Here is a 15514-nt window from a genome sequence, read left to right on the forward strand (position 1 = left end):
GAAACTTGGCTATGGAAGAAGTGTTGATCCCGGTATGCGCCTCGGCTGAGATCGAGGAGGGCGGCAAAGGCCGCCGTTTCGCGGTATCGGTACACGGCGACGACGCCACCGGCTTCGTGGTGCGCTACGGCGGCGCCGTCTACGGCTACCTGAACCGCTGCGCCCACGTTCCCATTGAACTGGACTGGTCCGAAGGCGAGTTCTTCGAATCCAGTGGTTTGTACCTCATGTGCGCAACACACGGCGCGGTATATGCGCCCGATACCGGCAAATGCGAAGGCGGCCCCTGTACCGGCGCGCGTTTGCGTAAGATCATGGTGTTTGAAAAAGACGGCGCCATCTTCTGGGCGCCCGATGATTATGTAAGGCCCGCGCTGGCATAAGCCATGCGGGAACCCCGGCAGCCCTCGCCAGTAGTGCATAAGCTGGCATCTGCAGGCTGCCGTTCCGAGTGACGATATGAGCAATAACGAATTTGAAAATCCTGAAGCGCAGCCACCCAAGCCGGCTGAGCCGGTGCCGCCTACCTCCGGTGCAACCGCGGCCGCAGCTGCGGAAGAAAAGAAGGGCGGCTGGGAGCGCGACGTGCTGGAAAAGCTTGCGCTGTTCGCCGTCAAGGAACAGCGCGCGCGTCGTCGCTGGAGCATCTTCTTCAAGATCGCCGGCCTGGCTGTGTTCGTGTTCGTGGTCTGGAGCGCTTTCAACTACACCAAGTCGGAAGCGGAGCCGGTTGGCACCCATACCGCGCTGGTCGAAATCTCCGGCACCATCGAAGCCGAAGGCCGTGGTTCGGCCGCAGCGGTGATCCCGGCGCTGGACAAGGCATTCGCCGCCGACGATTCGATGGGCGTGATCCTCAAGATCAACAGCCCCGGCGGCAGCCCGGTCCAGGCCGGCATGATCAACGATGAAATCGTGCGCCTGCGCAAGGAGTATCCGAAGAAGCCGCTGTATGTCGTGGTTGAGGAAATGTGCGCATCCGGCGGTTATTACATCGCTGCGGCGGCCGACAAGATCTACGTCAACAAGGCCAGTATCGTCGGCTCCATCGGCGTGCTGATGGACGGTTTCGGCTTCACCGGCCTGATGGATAAGGTCGGCGTCGAGCGTCGTCTGCTGACGGCGGGTGAGAACAAGGGTTTCCTCGATCCGTTCAGCGCCCAGAATCCGAAGCAGAAGGAATACGCGCAACAGATGCTCAATGAAATCCATCAGCAATTCATCGACGTGGTGCGCAAGGGCCGCGGCCAGCGCCTGAAGGAAACGCCGGAAACTTTTTCCGGCCTGTTCTGGACCGGGTCCAAGGCGGTTGAGATGGGCCTGGCCGACGGCTTCGGCACCGTCGACAGCGTGGCGCGCGACGTCATCAAGGCGGAAGACCTGGTTGACTACACGCAGACCGAAGGCTTGCCTGAGCGCGTGCTCAAGAAGTTCGGCGTGGCGGTCGGCAGCGGTGTCGCCAAATCGATGGTGGGCAGCAACGGTTTGCAACTACGCTGATTCTGCAGTTCACGTAAAACAGCCGGCGGAGATGATGGCATCTCCGCCGGCTGTTTGTTTTCCGGCGTTGGTTGTTAATCCGCCAGCAGCAGGAACACCGTCGGTTTCTTGTGGAAATCAGGCGTATTGCCGGCCCCAAGTTCGCTCTTCCATTTGGCCGCAGTCTGCGTCCGGATCGCTTCTGTCGGCAGGGTCAGGTCGGTGGCCACGCTGATGAGCGTACTGCCATTGCAGGTGGTGGCCAGCGCTTCCAGCATGGCGCCGTTGCGGTAGGGCGTTTCGATCAGCAATTGCGTCTGCTTTTCCTGGCGCGAACGATCTTCCAGCTGTTTGATGCGTTTGGCGCGTGGCGCGGCGTCGGTGGGCAGGTAGCCGTTGAAGGCGAAGCTCTGGCCGTTGAGGCCGCTGCTCATGACCGCCAGCAACAGCGACGACGGCCCCACCAGCGGGCGCACCTGGATACCGTGCTGATGCGCCAAACGCACCAGGTTGGCGCCGGGATCGGCCACTGCAGGCACGCCTGCTTCGGAGATCAGCCCGGCGTCCTGGCCGGCCAGCAGCGGCGCCAGCAAGGCCGGCAGCGATGCGGCTTCGGTGTTGACGTTGAGTTCGGCGATGCGGATTTCCTGCAAGGGTTTGGCCAGCGGATGGTGTGCATTGACCAGCTTGAGGAAGGCGCGCGTCGTCTTGGCGTTTTCCGCGATGAAATACTCGAGACGCGCAGCCAGCGCCTGCACCTCGGTCGGCAAGATGGACGCGAGCACATTGCTGTCCGCCACATCGGCGGGGCCCAGCGTATTGGGCACAAGATAAAGAATACCGGGCATGTCTAAGTCGTTAAAATAAGGGCTGGCGCTATTAGACCTGATTTCACCGCTGCCTGCGAGCTTTCGCCGGGTTTGCCGGGCAAGTCTTATACGGTTGTCATGAAACTGTCATGCTAGGCAACTATTGTGTCGGTTCGGCAGCAGCAGAAATTGGCTAAATAATTTCCGCCAGGCCCCAAACACCGAAAGGGAATGAATGTTTGCAGCAGTAGATCTTGGTTCCAACAGCTTTCGCCTGCATATCGGCAAGCATGAAGGCGACACCATACGTGTCGTCAAAAGCGCGCGCGATCCGATTCGCCTGGCGGCCGGTCTGGACAAGAACGGCAAGCTGACGCCGCAGGCAATTGCCGGCGCGGTCGAATCGCTGGCCCGCTTTCGCACCATCCTGCGCGACTACCAGCTCGACGCCGTGCGCGTGGTCGCGACCAATACCTTGCGCGTGGCCAAGAATGCGCATGAATTCCTGCCCGACGCCGAACGCGCGATCGGCTACCCGGTGGAAATCATTTCCGGCGAAGAAGAAGGCCGTCTGATCTACATGGGCGTCGCCGGCGCACTGGCCTTGCCTGAGGAAGATCGCCTGGTGATCGACATCGGCGGCGGTTCGACCGAAGTCATCCTCGGCCATGGCAGCGACGTGCGCCGGGTCGAGTCCTTCGGCATCGGCACCGTCAACCAGAGCCAGGCTTTTTTCGGCGACGGCTATATCAATGAAGCCGCGTTCGAGCGCGCCATCCTGTCGGCGCGCTCGCACGTGGAAGACGCCGTGGTGCCATTCGGCGCCCAGCATCGCAGCAAGGTCTACGGCTCGTCCGGCACCATGCGCGCGATCGCCGACACGATCGCCAAGAACGGCATGGGCGACGGTCGCGTCACGCCTGAGAGCGTGGAAGAACTGAAGCAGCGCCTGATCGCTTTCGGCCATGTCGACCATATCGAACTGGCCGGCATGAAGCCCGACCGCGCCGCGGTCATCATGGGCGGCCTGGCGGTGCTGATCGGCCTGATGCAGGAGCTCAATATCTCGGTCATCTCGCCGGTTGAAGCCGGCCTGCGCATGGGCGTGATGTGGGACTTGCAATTACGCGCCACCCAGCGTGATCGTCGGGAGCAATCGGTGGACGATTTCAGCCGACGCTTCCATATCGACGAATTGCGCGCGCGTCAGGTAGCCGAGACTGCACTCGGTTTCTTCCAGATGCTCAAGCCGGGCAACGAAGCCTACGCCAAGTACCTGAACTGGAGCGCCTTGCTGCACGAAGCCGGCCTGATCGTGTCGCAGAGCAGCTATCACAAGCATTCCTCCTATCTGATCGCCAACGCCGATCTGCCCGGCTTCACGACACGCGAGCAGCGTGTGATGAGCACGCTGATCCTCGGTCAGAAGGGCAATCTGCGCAAGATCGGCGAAGTGGTGTCCGATCCGGACTTCGCCAAGGCGGTACTGGCGCTGCGACTGGCGGTGATGTTCATGCACGCACACATCACGCTCGATCTCGACGACGTCCGCCTCAAGATGAAGAGCCGCATTGACATCGACATCAAGCGCGACTGGCTGCGCGATCACCCAACCGTGTCGTACTGGATGCAGAAAGAGCAGGAGTGGTGGAGCGGCATCGGCGTTGATTTTTCCATCCGCGTGAATGCCTGAAGCAGGCTCGCTCGCATCGCGATAAAAAATCCCCGCACCTGGCGGGGATTTTTATTGCTGCAGCAGAGCTTCGGTCAATTCAGTCAAGCTTGGCGGCATGCTCACGCGTGGCGTGGAAGGTGACTTCCGGCCAGCGTTCCTGGGTCAGTCGCAGGTTCACGCCCGAGCTCGCCAGGTAGGCCAGGTTGCCGGCCGCATCGTACGCGAGATTGAAACCCGCAGACGATTTCTCGAAATCGGCCATCTTCTTCTTGTCGTCGCAAGTGACCCAGCGCGCGCTGCTGATGCTGGTGCCCTCGAACACGGCGTCGACACCATATTCGTTCAACAAGCGGCTCGCCACCACTTCAAACTGCAGCACGCCGACCGCGCCGAGGATCAGGTCGCCGTTGTTGGTCGGCTTGAAGACCTGCACCGCGCCTTCTTCGCCGAGCTGCTGCAAGCCCTTGTGCAGCTGTTTGATTTTGAGCGGATTGCGGATGCGCGCAACGCGGAAGAAGTCCGGCGCGAAGTAAGGAATGCCCGTGAACTGCAGCAGCTCGCCTTCAGAGAAACTGTCGCCGATCTGCATGTTGCCGTGGTTGGGCAGCCCGATGATGTCGCCGGCGTAGGCTTCTTCCACCTGCTCGCGGCTGGACGCCATGAAAGTGACGACCGACGACACCTTGATCTCGCGATTCAGGCGCAGGTGCTTGAGCTTCATGCCGCGCTCGAAGCGTCCCGAGCACACGCGCAGGAAAGCGATACGGTCGCGGTGGGCCGGGTCCATGTTGGCCTGGATCTTGAAGACGAAGCCGGAGAACGGGGCTTCCTTCGGTTCGACGCTGCGCACGGTGGCGTCGCGGCTGCCTGGCGCCGGTGCCCAGTCGAGCAGGGCATTGAGGATTTCACGCACGCCGAAGTTATTGATGGCCGAGCCGAAAAACACCGGCGTCTGGATGCCGGCCAGGAAATCGTCCAGATTGAACGGATGCGACGCACCGTGCACCAGTTCGACTTCCATCTTGAGCTGTTCGATCTCCAGCGGGAACATCTCGACCAGCTTGGGATTGTCGATGCCCTTGATGATTTCGACATTGCCGTCGGCGCGTTCTTCACCGGCCTTGAACAGCATGATTTCGTCGCGCAGCAGGTGATACACGCCGCGGAAACTCTTGCCCATGCCGATCGGCCAAGTCACTGGCGCGCACTGGATCTTGAGCACCGATTCGAGCTCGTCAAGCAGTTCCAGCGGGTCGCGCGTTTCACGGTCCATCTTGTTCATGAACGTGATGATCGGCGTGTTGCGCATGCGGCAGACATTGAGCAGCTTGATGGTCTGTTCTTCCACACCCTTGGCGGCGTCGATCACCATCAGCGCCGAGTCGACCGCGGTCAGCACGCGGTAGGTGTCTTCCGAGAAGTCCTGGTGGCCCGGGGTGTCGAGCAGGTTGACCACGTGGTCACGGTATTCGAACTGCATGACCGAGCTGGCCACCGAGATACCGCGCTGCTTTTCGATTTCCATCCAGTCGGAGGTGGCGTGGCGACCGCTCTTGCGCGCCTTCACGGTGCCGGCCAGCTGGATCGCGCCCGAGAACAGCAGCAGCTTTTCGGTCAGCGTGGTTTTACCCGCATCGGGGTGGGAAATGATGCCGAAGGTGCGGCGGCGCGCAACTTCGCGCGCGATCAGTTCAAGCGGGGCCTTGCTGTTCGAGCCGGAGTCTTCGGTCTCGGAATCGGGAGTCATGTCTTGCATCGTGAGTCGGTAGGTCGAAGGCGTTGAAAGCGGTGAGCGCCCAGCACGACAAGCAGCCGGCGTGCGGCGCTGCTGTCGTTCATGGGTATGTGACAGAAATAGAAAAAGGGCTGGAAGATCCAACCCTTTTGTTTCCCGGCGCACTCGGCGCCTGGTCACGTCTCGGAAGCCGCGATTATAGCGTATTCGCGGCCATTTTCCCGGTTCCGGCGACAGGTCGCCGGTTTCAGGCAGGCACTATTTCCTGTCGGGACGATCCGTACGGTCGGGGCGCTCCTCGCGTTGCTGAGGCCGTGGTTCGGGCCGCTGGGCTTGTTCATGGCGTTCCTGTGGCGGTGGCGCGGTACGGACGGCGGGTGCCGGACGCTGAACTTGTGCTTGCGGCTCGGGGCGTGGAGCTGCCTGGATCTGGGGTGGCGGGGCCCGATGTGCTGCTTGCGGCTCCGGCCGATGCTCCTGACGTGGCGCGTTGTCGGGCCGCTCGGCACGCTCCGGGCGTTCCGGACGATTTTGATGTGCAGCGGGCGCTGGAGATGCAACAGGTGCCGCAGGAGCAGGGCGGGCCTGCGGCGCCTGCAATTGAGGCGCCGGTGCCTGAGCCGGTCGTTGTGCAGTCGGTGCATTGTTCGGCGCCATCAGGTTCGCCTGCGCCGGCCGGTTCTGGTCGCGACGGTTGTCCCTGTCGTTGCGATCGTTACGATCATGGTCGCCGCGATGGTCGCGGTCATTGTCGCGTTCAGCCTGGCCGGGACGCTGGTCCGGGCGTGGGCCCTGATTTGGCGGAGGGGGCGCGAGGGCGGCATTCGGCACCGGATTGGGGCGCGAGACGTTGCCGACATCCGGGCGACGATCGTCGCGACCGTTGCGCGGGCTGTGCTGCCAGACCACGGGTTTGTTGTTGACGACGACGTTCCGGTTTACGTTATTGGTGACGTTGACGTTATTGATGCGTACGTTGTTGACCAATACGTGATGCTGGCGCCAGTCAGGCCGTGCTTCGCTGTAGACAGAGCGCACGATGCCGGTGCCGGCGCCGAAGGAAATTCCGATCGAGACGTTATAGCTGGGCGGGCGATAACGCGGCGGCGGTGCCCAATAGACCGGCGGACGCTGCGGCCACCACCAGCCGCCGTACACCACGGTCGGATTGTAATAAGGCACATAGATGACTTGCGGGTTGACTGGTTCGATCACGATGATCTGGTCCTGCTGCACGATGCGCTGCTGATTGCTCGATTGCAGGTTGCCGGCGATCTGCGCCTTTACGCGCAGGTTCTGTACGGTGTCCATCACATTGGCTTGCTGCGACAGGAAGGCGTCGCCGAGGCGCTGCGTCCAATCCAGCTTGTCGTTCATCATCGCGAGGACGGATGGGAATTGCGCCAGCGATTTCACGCTCGGATCCCATGGCATGGGAGCGATCGCGCGCGCCAGCGCATCACCTTGCAGGCCCGGGCGGCTGTCGACGAAGCGCGCCGCCTGCACCACTTCCAGCGGATAGGTGGCTGCCATCAATACTTGCGCCAGCAATGAATCGGGATACAGCGCCACCGGCGCCAGCATCTGGTCTAATTCTTCCTGCGTAAAAACGGCCGGCGGACGGTTCATGTCCTGTGCAGAAACATTGGACATGCCGGATGCCAGCGAAAAAAGTGCCGAGGCGATCCAGGCGAGGGTTTTCTTGTTCACGGCGATTCTCCTTTGGACGGGGAGCGCGCGAGGTATCGACAATCAGTGATAAACGATTTACGTCATTGCCAGTCTTGCACCGTACCCAAAAACTGCAGGTGGAAATTCGGGCAATGCGGTTCGCGCGCAGATGTCCTTATCTTCGGTCAGGGAATCGCAACAAGGTGTAACCAAACTGCAAGGAATGTTTCAGCTTCCGAATCCAGCAGGGGAGCGCGCGGCACGATTGCGTGAACTCGCAAAACATGAAACTTCGCCCTCGCTCATAGGAGAAAATTTAAAAATATTGAAGAAAATGTGAAGAAGGTGTTGACCGAACCCCCATGTCGGGATATTATCTCGCTTCTCGGAGTGTAGCGCAGCCCGGTAGCGCACCTGGTTTGGGACCAGGGGGTCCAAGGTTCGAATCCTTGTACTCCGACCACACATGAACGGGCTGTCGAAAGACAGCCCGTTTTCATTTCCGAAGACGATTTCAGGCACAGCAATTCCTGCTTGATTCACCGATCTGCCCTTAGCTCAACCGGATAGAGCAATGGCCTTCTAAGCCATAGGTTAGGGGTTCGATTCCCTTAGGGCAGGCCACCTCTCTGCGCCGCTTCGTAAGATCCACTCCTTCTTTGCTTTTTTCATCGTGACGCATCTCGTGCCGTTATGAGCATGCGATCCGCCAAGCCGTTCCGGTATATCAATTGGTGATCTTGTCGGTGGGATAACGCAGCGAGTCGCGCAGGATATAGCTCATCGGCATTCCCAGCGAGCGCTTGTCGGGGCCGATGGGTTGCATGAACCAGCGATCGTAGAGACGATAAATTTCCCCGCTGTTGGCCAGTCTGCCCATTTGCCGGTCGACCATTTTCTTGAATTCGGGATCGTCGTTGCGCAGCATGATCGCGTAGGGCTCCACGGACAGCGACGTGCCGACAATGATGAACTTCTCCGGATCGACCGCGTTCTCGCGCGCGCCGTACAGCAATATTTCGTCCATGATGAAAGCATCGGCCATGCCGTGCTCCAGCATCGAAAAACATTCCCGGTCGCCATCCAGTTCCACCACCGTCAGGTCGAGGTAGCGGATGTTGCTGCGTTTGTTGATGACGTCGATCATTGCGGTGGCGCGTGTCGTCACCACGCGCTTGTTGCGTAGGTCGTTCCAGTTCTTGATGGGGGAGCCCGCTTTGACCAGCATGCGTACGCTGGTGAAGAAATGCGGGATGGTGAAGGCGAATTTCTTGCGGCGTTCGGCGTTGTTGGTGCTGACGCTGCACTCAAGGTCGGCGCGGTTGTCAGACAAGGCGCTGAAGCGGGAGGATGCATTAACCGGTAAATACTGGATCTTGATGTCAGGCATCCGCAGTTCCTGGCGGATGCCCTGGACGATCTTGCGGCACAACTCAATGGTGTAGCCGCTGACTTCGCCATCGGGCTCGATCACCACGAATGGCGACAAGTTGTCGACGCTGCCCATGAAGGCCAGTACGATGGTTTTGGTTTCCCTGATCTTCTTGATGGTGTCGCGTGCGGATGCTGTCGCGGCTACGGCGCCGAGCAGCAGGAAGGCGGCGAGAACAACGAATCGGCTGATGCGAAATCGGAAGGCTGACGCCGGGGAAGGGAACAAGGGCAAATGACTCATGTGGGGACCGTCTTTCCTGCTACAGCACCGCCTGATCTTATGATGCGTACCGGTATTATTCAAGTATGGAAAGCCTGCGATATTCCTCCTGTATTGAAAAGAAAGGGATGAGTCGAAATTTTTCTATCCTGCGTGTGCATTAATTCTGTGAGAAAAGAAAAAAGCCCGGCATGCCGGGCTTTTTCACGAGGATTGGGAGAATGCGCGATCAGAATGCCGGCACCACCGCGCCCTTGTATTTCTCTTCGATGAATTTCTTCACGGCAGGCGAGTTCAGCGCGGCAGCCAATTTCTTGATGGCGGAGCTGTCCTTGTTATCCTGGCGTGCGACCAGCAGGTTTGCGTAAGGCGAGTTAGCGTCTTCGATGAACAGCGAATCCTTGACCGGATTGAGCTTGGCTTCGATTGCATAATTGGTGTTGATCAGCGCGACGTCAACCTGGTTCAGTACGCGCGGCAGGGTTGCCGCTTCGAGTTCGCGGAATTTCAGTTTCTTCGGATTGTCGGTGATGTCCTTTTGCGTGGCCGAGATGTTGCTGGTGTCCTTCAGCTTGATCAGGCCGTTGCGTGCCAGCAGCAGCAGGGCGCGACCCGAATTGGATGGATCGTTGGGGATCGCGATGGTGGCGCCGTTCGGGATGTCGGCGGTCTTCTTGTACTTTTGTGAATAGGCGGCGAACGGTTCGACGTGGACCTTGGTCACCGGCACTTCGATGTCGTTCTTGTGGCTCTTCTTGAATTCATCAAGATAAGGCTGGTGAAGGAAGAAGTTGCCGTCGACTTGTTTCTCGTTGGTCTGCGCGGCAGGCTGCACGTAGTCGGTGAATACCTTCACCTGCAGGTCGACGCCTTCCTTGGCCAGCGTCGGCTTGAGGAATTCGAGAATTTCAGCGTGCGGCACCGGCGTGGCGGCGATGACCAGCTTGTCGGCGGCTTGCGCGACGGCGGCGAACAAGGTCAGGGATGTGGCGAGCAGAAGGGACAATTTACGGGACATGGATAACTCCTTTTTTATTTACGTGTGAAATGCAGGACCAGGCGATCGCCGAAGAACTGCAGTAACTGCACCAGTACTACCAGGACCGCAACGGTGACGATCATCACCTCGGTCTGGAATCGTTGATAGCCATAGCGGATGGCCAGGTCGCCCAGGCCGCCGCCGCCGATGACGCCGGACATCGCGGCGTAGGACATCAGCGTGATGGCGGTAATCGTGACGGCGGCCAGCAAGCCGGGCAATGCTTCCGGCAGCAGCGCGCCGAAGATGATCTGATGTGTTTTGGCGCCCATGGCCTGGCAGGCTTCGAGCACGCCACGGTCGATTTCGCGCAGCACGTTTTCCACCAGGCGCGCAAAGAAGGGCGCGGTGCCGATCACCAGTGGCGGGATCGAGCCCTCGACGCCGAGCGAGGTACCGACCAGCAGCAAGGTCACAGGAATCATCACGATCAGCAGGATCAGGAACGGCACCGAGCGCAACACGTTGACCACCAGCGACAGCGCCACATACACGCCGCGTTGCGCCAGCAACTGCTTGCGCGCAGTGAGGAACAGCAGCATGCCCAGCGGCAGTCCGATCAGCACGGTAAAGAACAGCGACAAGCCGGTCATGGCCAGCGTCTCCAGCGTGGCCTGGCCGATGTCGCCCCAGTCGATGACGGAAAAATCGATCATGCCAGCACCTCGTGATGGATCTGGTAGTGATCGAAGTGGGCGAACACCTTGGCGAGGTCATCGTCGCTGCCGTTGAGCTCCACCAGCAACTGACCGTAAGGCGTGTCCTTGATGCGCGAAATCGTGCCTTGCAGGATGGTGATCAGCGCCTGCGTGGCGGCGGTGATGTTGGTCAGGATAGGCTGGTAGGTGATGTCGCCGACAAAGGTCAGGCGCACCAATTTTCCTTTGATATGTTCGAGACCGATGCCATCCTGCGGTTCGAAGGCATGGCTTTCGGCCACCAGCTTTTGCGTCACGGCGTGTTTGGGATGGAGGAACACGTCGGCGACCTTGCCGCTTTCGACGATGCGGGAATCATCGATCACCGCGACGCGGTCGCAGATGCTGCGGATCACCTGCATCTCGTGCGTGATCAGCACGATCGTCAGACCGAGCTTGCGGTTGATGTCGAGCAGCAGGCGCAGGATGGATTGCGTGGTTTCCGGGTCCAGTGCGGAGGTAGCTTCGTCGCACAACAGCAGATGCGGATAATTCGCCAGCGCGCGGGCGATGCCGACGCGCTGCTTTTGTCCGCCGGACAATTGCGCCGGATACTTGTCGCGCTGCTCGGACAGGCCGACCAGTTCCAGCAATTCAGTGACGCGCGCGGCGCGTTGTTCACGCGTGTATTTGCCGGTGATCTTGAGCGGCCAGTCAATGTTGGCGGCGACGGTTTTGGCGTTGAGCAGGTTGAAGTGCTGGAAGATCATGCCGACGCGCTGGCGCAATGCATGCAGCTGCGTGCTGTCGAAACACGTGATGTCTTCGTCTTCGATGAAAATGCTGCCCGAGCTGGGGCGTTCGAGCAAGTTGAGCGTCCTGATCAGCGTGCTTTTGCCGGCGCCAGAACGGCCGATGACGCCGAAAATTTCACCTGCGTCGATTTGCAGGTTGATATCGGTCAGTGCTATGAGGTCCCGGTTGGCAACTTGATAGGTTTTGTGGAGATGCTCGATGCGAATCACGGGCGTAAAGATGAATGAAGTAGAGATCAGTCTAGCAGTGCGGCAATAGAGCGTGAACGCATAAATAGTTGGATGCTTATTCGGTTTTGTAATGAGTGCGCCCATGAAAAAAGCCGTGTCGCCACAGGGCGGACACGGCTTTCATTCAACTGAAAACGTACTATCAAGCAGGTAGCAGTATCTCCCGATGCTGTTCCGGGACGATCAACCGCGGCCGGTCAGATGACCGTTGACGACACGCACCTGATCGCCAACGCGCCAGCCTTCGCCAGACTGCGGGAAGGAGCGCACGCTGCCATTTTCCATGCGCACGTCGACCATATAAGTAGTGGTGGTGCGGCTGCGTTTTTCGACTTCGTTACCGGCATAGCCGCCGGCGCCTGCGCCGGCTACGGTTGCGAGTGTGCGGCCATTGCCGTTACCGATCTGGTTGCCCAGCACGCCGCCGAGCACGGCGCCGGCGACGATACCGACACCGCTGGCTTTAGGCGTGTGCTGAACTGCGCGCACCGCTTGGACTTCACCGCAGGTGGAGCAACGTGCCACCGCCGCCGGAGCAGGGTTGCCATAGCTGTTGCTGTTTGATTGTGCTTGCTGCGCGTAGTTGGATTTTGGTGCAGGTTGCGAGTTGTTTTGCGCTTGCGGCAATGGTTGTTGCGATTGCGGCGCGTTGGCTGCATCCGAGATGGCTTGTTGCGGCGCGACGCTGCTGTTGGATGTCGGCAGCAGACCGGTGATGGCGGCGACGCCAACCAGGCTGACCAGAGTCACTGCGACAGCGGCGGTGGCTACCAGGGGATGAATGCGACTTGGGGATTTGACGACTTCCATGATGAGCCTCTTCGTATTGGTGTTGTAGTGCAGGTATGAGGAGATTATGGAGGACTAAGTTCAGTGAAAAAAGGAAGATAGTGTGTCAGTTGTGAAAATTTGTAAGGCCAATGTAGGACAACCCGGAAAGGCCTTGTAGGCGCTTGCCGGGTTGTCGGTTTTTTCAGGCTTGTTGCAGTGATTCGATCAATCTTCGCGGCGCAGATGCGGGAACAGGATGACGTCGCGGATGTTCGGCGAATCGGTGATCAGCATCATCAAGCGGTCGATGCCGATGCCGCAGCCGCCGGCCGGCGGCATGCCGTATTCGAGCGCGCGAATGTAGTCGGCGTCGTAATACATGGCTTCTTCGTCGCCTGCGTCCTTCGCGGCAACTTGCGCCTGGAAGCGCGCGGCCTGGTCTTCGGCATCATTGAGCTCGGAGAAGCCGTTGGCGATTTCGCGACCGGTGATGAACAGCTCGAAACGCTCGGTGATGCCGGCCACGGTATCGGAGGCGCGCGCCAGCGGCGACACTTCAACCGGGTAGTCGATGATGTAGGTCGGCTCCCACAATTGCGATTCGGCGGTCTCTTCGAACAGCGCCAGTTGCAGCGCGCCGATGCCGGCCTTGGCCAACGGCGCCTGGTCGGTCTTGACGCCGAACTTCTTGAGCGCGGTGCGCAGGAAGTCGATGTCGGCCAGTTGCTCGTCGGTGTATTCCGGCGCGTACTTCTTGATGGCGCCGGTGATGGTCAGGCGCTGGAACGGCTTGGCCAGATCCAGTTCACGGCCCTGGTAGGTCAGCGTCGCGGTGCCGTGTGCATCGATGGCGGCCTGGCGGATCACTTGTTCAGTGAACGTCATCAGCCATTGGTAATCGACGTAGGCCGCATAGAATTCCATCATCGTGAATTCAGGATTGTGGCGCGGCGAAACGCCTTCGTTGCGGAAGTTGCGGTTCACTTCGAACACGCGGTTGAAGCCGCCGACCACCAGGCGCTTCAGATACAGCTCAGGCGCGATGCGCAGGAACATCTGCATGTCCAGCGCATTGTGATGCGTGATGAAAGGCTTGGCCGCCGCGCCGCCGGGGATGGTGTGCAGCATCGGCGTTTCGACTTCCATGAAGTCGTTCTTTTCCATGAAGCGGCGGATCGACGACATCGCAGCGGTGCGCGCCTTGAAGGTACGGCGTGTTTCTTCACTCATGATCAGGTCGACGTAGCGCTGGCGATACTTGGTTTCCTGGTCCGACAGACCGTGGAATTTGTCCGGCAGCGGGCGCAGCGACTTGGTGATCAGGCGCAGGCCGGTGACCTTGACCGACAGCTCGCCGGTCTTGGTCTTGAACAGCGTGCCTTCGGCGCCGAGGATGTCGCCCAGATCGTAGTGCTTGAAGGCGGCGTGCGCGGCTTCGCCGGTCACGTCGTTGGTGACGTAGAGCTGCATGCGGCCGTCGGCGCGCAGGCCGGATGCGTCCTGCAAGGTCGCGAACGAAGCCTTGCCCATCACGCGCTTCAACATCATGCGGCCGGCGATCGAAACCTTGACCGGATTGGCTTCCAGCGCCTCGTTGTCGAGCTCGCCGTATTGCGCGTGCAGGGCGGCGGCGTTGTGTTCAGGGCGGAAGTCGTTCGGGAAGGCGACGCCTTGTTCGCGGATCGCACCGAGCTTGGCGCGGCGTTCGGCGATGATGGTATTTTCGTCCACTGGCGGCTGTTGCTGCGCTTGCTGTCCGGCGTTGTCGTTTTGTGTGGTCATGATGTCGGGAATTCGTTAGTAAGAATGGGCAGAAAAGATGTCGGGCCGCAGCAGCATGCCGCTGCGGCCGGAATCAGACGATTATCAGACGATGATCAAACGCCCTGTTTCAGCGATGCGGCAATGAAACCGTCCAGCTCGCCATCCAGCACGGCCTTGGTGTTGCCCATTTCAAAGTTGGTGCGCAGATCCTTGATGCGCGACTGGTCCAGCACGTACGAGCGGATCTGGTGGCCCCAGCCGACGTCGGTCTTGGAGTCTTCCAGTTTTTGCTGCTCGCTCATGCGCTTGCGCAGTTCCAGTTCGAACAGCTTGGCGCGCAGCATGTCCCACGCTTCGGCGCGGTTGCGGTGCTGGCTGCGGTCGTTCTGGCATTGCACGACGATGCCGCTGGGGCCGTGCGTCAGGCGCACTGCGGAGTCGGTTTTATTGATGTGCTGACCGCCGGCGCCGGAGGCGCGATAGGTATCGACGCGCACGTCGGCCGGATTAATGTCGATCTCGAAGGATTCATCCACTTCAGGATAGACAAACAGGCTTGAGAACGAAGTATGGCGACCGTTGGCGGAGTCGAACGGCGACTTGCGCACGAGGCGGTGCACACCGGTTTCGGTGCGCAGGAAGCCGTAGGCGTATTCGCCCTCGACCTTGATCGTGGCAGTCTTGATCCCGGCCACTTCGCCGTCGGACTGCTCCATGATTTCTGCCTTGAAGCCCTTGCGTTCGCAATAGCGCAGGTACTGGCGCAGCAGCATGGATGCCCAGTCTTGCGCTTCGGTGCCGCCGGCGCCGGCCTGGATGTCGATGAAGCAGTTGTTCGGGTCCATCGGATTACTGAACATGCGGCGGAATTCCATGCCTTCGACCAGACCCTTGATGGTTTCTGCGTCGGCCTCGATGGCTTCCAGCGTTTCATCGTCCTTTTCCTCGCGTGCCATCGCGAACAGGTCGCGCGTGTCGGTGAGGTCGCCGTCGATCTTGATCAACGTATGGACGATGTTTTCCAGGGATTTTTTTTCCTTGCCGAGGTCTTGCGCGCGCTTGGGATCGTTCCAGACTTCCGGATCTTCCAATTCGCCGTTGACCTGGTCGAGTTTCTCTGACTTCACATCGAAGTCAAAGATACCTCCGTAATTCAGCTGCACGCACCGCGAGGTCGTCCAGCAGGGATTGGAGGGAATTGAGGCGTTCTGCTTCCATGATTATGTCTTTTGC

The 15514-nt window shown here is 59.9% G+C and carries 13 protein-coding genes and 2 tRNA genes; 5 read left to right on the forward strand and 10 right to left on the reverse strand.

The features are described from left to right. The first annotated feature begins 11 nt into the window (after positions 1-11). Together ACIROY_RS00570 and ACIROY_RS00575 are read left to right on the forward strand one after the other, a co-directional pair. Positions 12-383, forward strand: coding sequence for a Rieske (2Fe-2S) protein (locus tag ACIROY_RS00570; protein WP_402338922.1), 372 nt, complete (start codon positions 12-14; stop codon positions 381-383). Between the two features lie 76 nt (positions 384-459). Further along, the gene (locus ACIROY_RS00575; protein ID WP_402338924.1) at positions 460-1500 is read left to right on the forward strand and encodes a S49 family peptidase; all 1041 of its coding nucleotides are present in this window, start codon (positions 460-462) and stop codon (positions 1498-1500) included. Between the two features lie 74 nt (positions 1501-1574). Here ACIROY_RS00575 and ACIROY_RS00580 read toward each other — a convergent pair whose 3' ends face one another. Continuing rightward, positions 1575-2327, reverse strand: coding sequence for an SAM-dependent methyltransferase (locus ACIROY_RS00580; RefSeq protein ID WP_402338926.1), 753 nt, complete (start codon positions 2325-2327; stop codon positions 1575-1577). A gap of 196 nt (positions 2328-2523) precedes the next feature. Between ACIROY_RS00580 and ACIROY_RS00585 the strand changes: the two genes are divergently transcribed. Beyond that, positions 2524-3981 (forward strand): Ppx/GppA family phosphatase, encoded by a 1458-nt coding sequence (locus ACIROY_RS00585; protein WP_402338928.1) that lies wholly within the window; start codon positions 2524-2526, stop codon positions 3979-3981. 79 nt (positions 3982-4060) lie between these two features. Here ACIROY_RS00585 and ACIROY_RS00590 read toward each other — a convergent pair whose 3' ends face one another. Beyond that, positions 4061-5710 carry a peptide chain release factor 3 gene (locus tag ACIROY_RS00590; RefSeq protein WP_402338930.1) on the reverse strand — a complete coding sequence of 550 codons (1650 nt, stop codon included), beginning with the start codon at positions 5708-5710 and terminating at the stop codon, positions 4061-4063. 246 nt (positions 5711-5956) lie between these two features. Then, complete coding sequence (locus ACIROY_RS00595) at positions 5957-7408, reverse strand: DUF3300 domain-containing protein (protein ID WP_402338932.1); 1452 nt, start codon at positions 7406-7408, stop codon at positions 5957-5959. A gap of 347 nt (positions 7409-7755) precedes the next feature. Here ACIROY_RS00595 and ACIROY_RS00600 point away from each other — a divergent pair. Both ACIROY_RS00600 and ACIROY_RS00605 read left to right on the forward strand, forming a co-directional pair. Beyond that, positions 7756-7832, forward strand: a tRNA-Pro gene (locus ACIROY_RS00600). 84 nt (positions 7833-7916) lie between these two features. After that, positions 7917-7993 (forward strand) — tRNA-Arg (locus ACIROY_RS00605). Between the two features lie 103 nt (positions 7994-8096). Here ACIROY_RS00605 and ACIROY_RS00610 read toward each other — a convergent pair. The 7 genes from ACIROY_RS00610 to prfB all read right to left on the reverse strand — a co-directional run bounded on the left by ACIROY_RS00610 (position 8097) and on the right by prfB (position 15499). Continuing rightward, complete coding sequence (locus tag ACIROY_RS00610) at positions 8097-9044, reverse strand: amino acid ABC transporter substrate-binding protein (protein ID WP_402272187.1); 948 nt, start codon at positions 9042-9044, stop codon at positions 8097-8099. A gap of 208 nt (positions 9045-9252) precedes the next feature. Next, positions 9253-10041, reverse strand: coding sequence for a MetQ/NlpA family ABC transporter substrate-binding protein (locus ACIROY_RS00615; protein ID WP_402272185.1), 789 nt, complete (start codon positions 10039-10041; stop codon positions 9253-9255). A gap of 14 nt (positions 10042-10055) precedes the next feature. Continuing rightward, positions 10056-10718: a methionine ABC transporter permease gene (locus tag ACIROY_RS00620; protein WP_402338934.1), complete on the reverse strand. Its 663-nt coding sequence runs from the start codon at positions 10716-10718 to the stop codon at positions 10056-10058. Beyond that, complete coding sequence (locus tag ACIROY_RS00625; RefSeq protein WP_402272182.1) at positions 10715-11725, reverse strand: methionine ABC transporter ATP-binding protein; 1011 nt, start codon at positions 11723-11725, stop codon at positions 10715-10717. The genes ACIROY_RS00620 and ACIROY_RS00625 overlap by 4 nt, the downstream gene beginning before the upstream one ends. 204 nt (positions 11726-11929) lie before the next feature. After that, the gene (locus tag ACIROY_RS00630; RefSeq protein WP_402272180.1) at positions 11930-12556 is read right to left on the reverse strand and encodes a glycine zipper 2TM domain-containing protein; all 627 of its coding nucleotides are present in this window, start codon (positions 12554-12556) and stop codon (positions 11930-11932) included. Between the two features lie 186 nt (positions 12557-12742). Beyond that, complete coding sequence (gene lysS / locus ACIROY_RS00635) at positions 12743-14299, reverse strand: lysine--tRNA ligase (RefSeq protein WP_402338936.1); 1557 nt, start codon at positions 14297-14299, stop codon at positions 12743-12745. 95 nt (positions 14300-14394) lie between these two features. Beyond that, a protein-coding gene (gene prfB, locus ACIROY_RS00640) for a peptide chain release factor 2 (RefSeq protein WP_402272174.1) occupies positions 14395-15499 on the reverse strand; the annotation gives its coding sequence in 2 pieces (ribosomal slippage) (positions 14395-15417 and positions 15419-15499; 1104 coding nt in all). Positions 15500-15514 lie beyond the last annotated feature (15 nt).

It is taken from the genome of Herbaspirillum sp. NPDC101396 (assembly GCF_044767365.1).
In the GTDB taxonomy this organism is placed as follows: Bacteria; Pseudomonadota; Gammaproteobacteria; order Burkholderiales; family Burkholderiaceae_D; genus Herbaspirillum.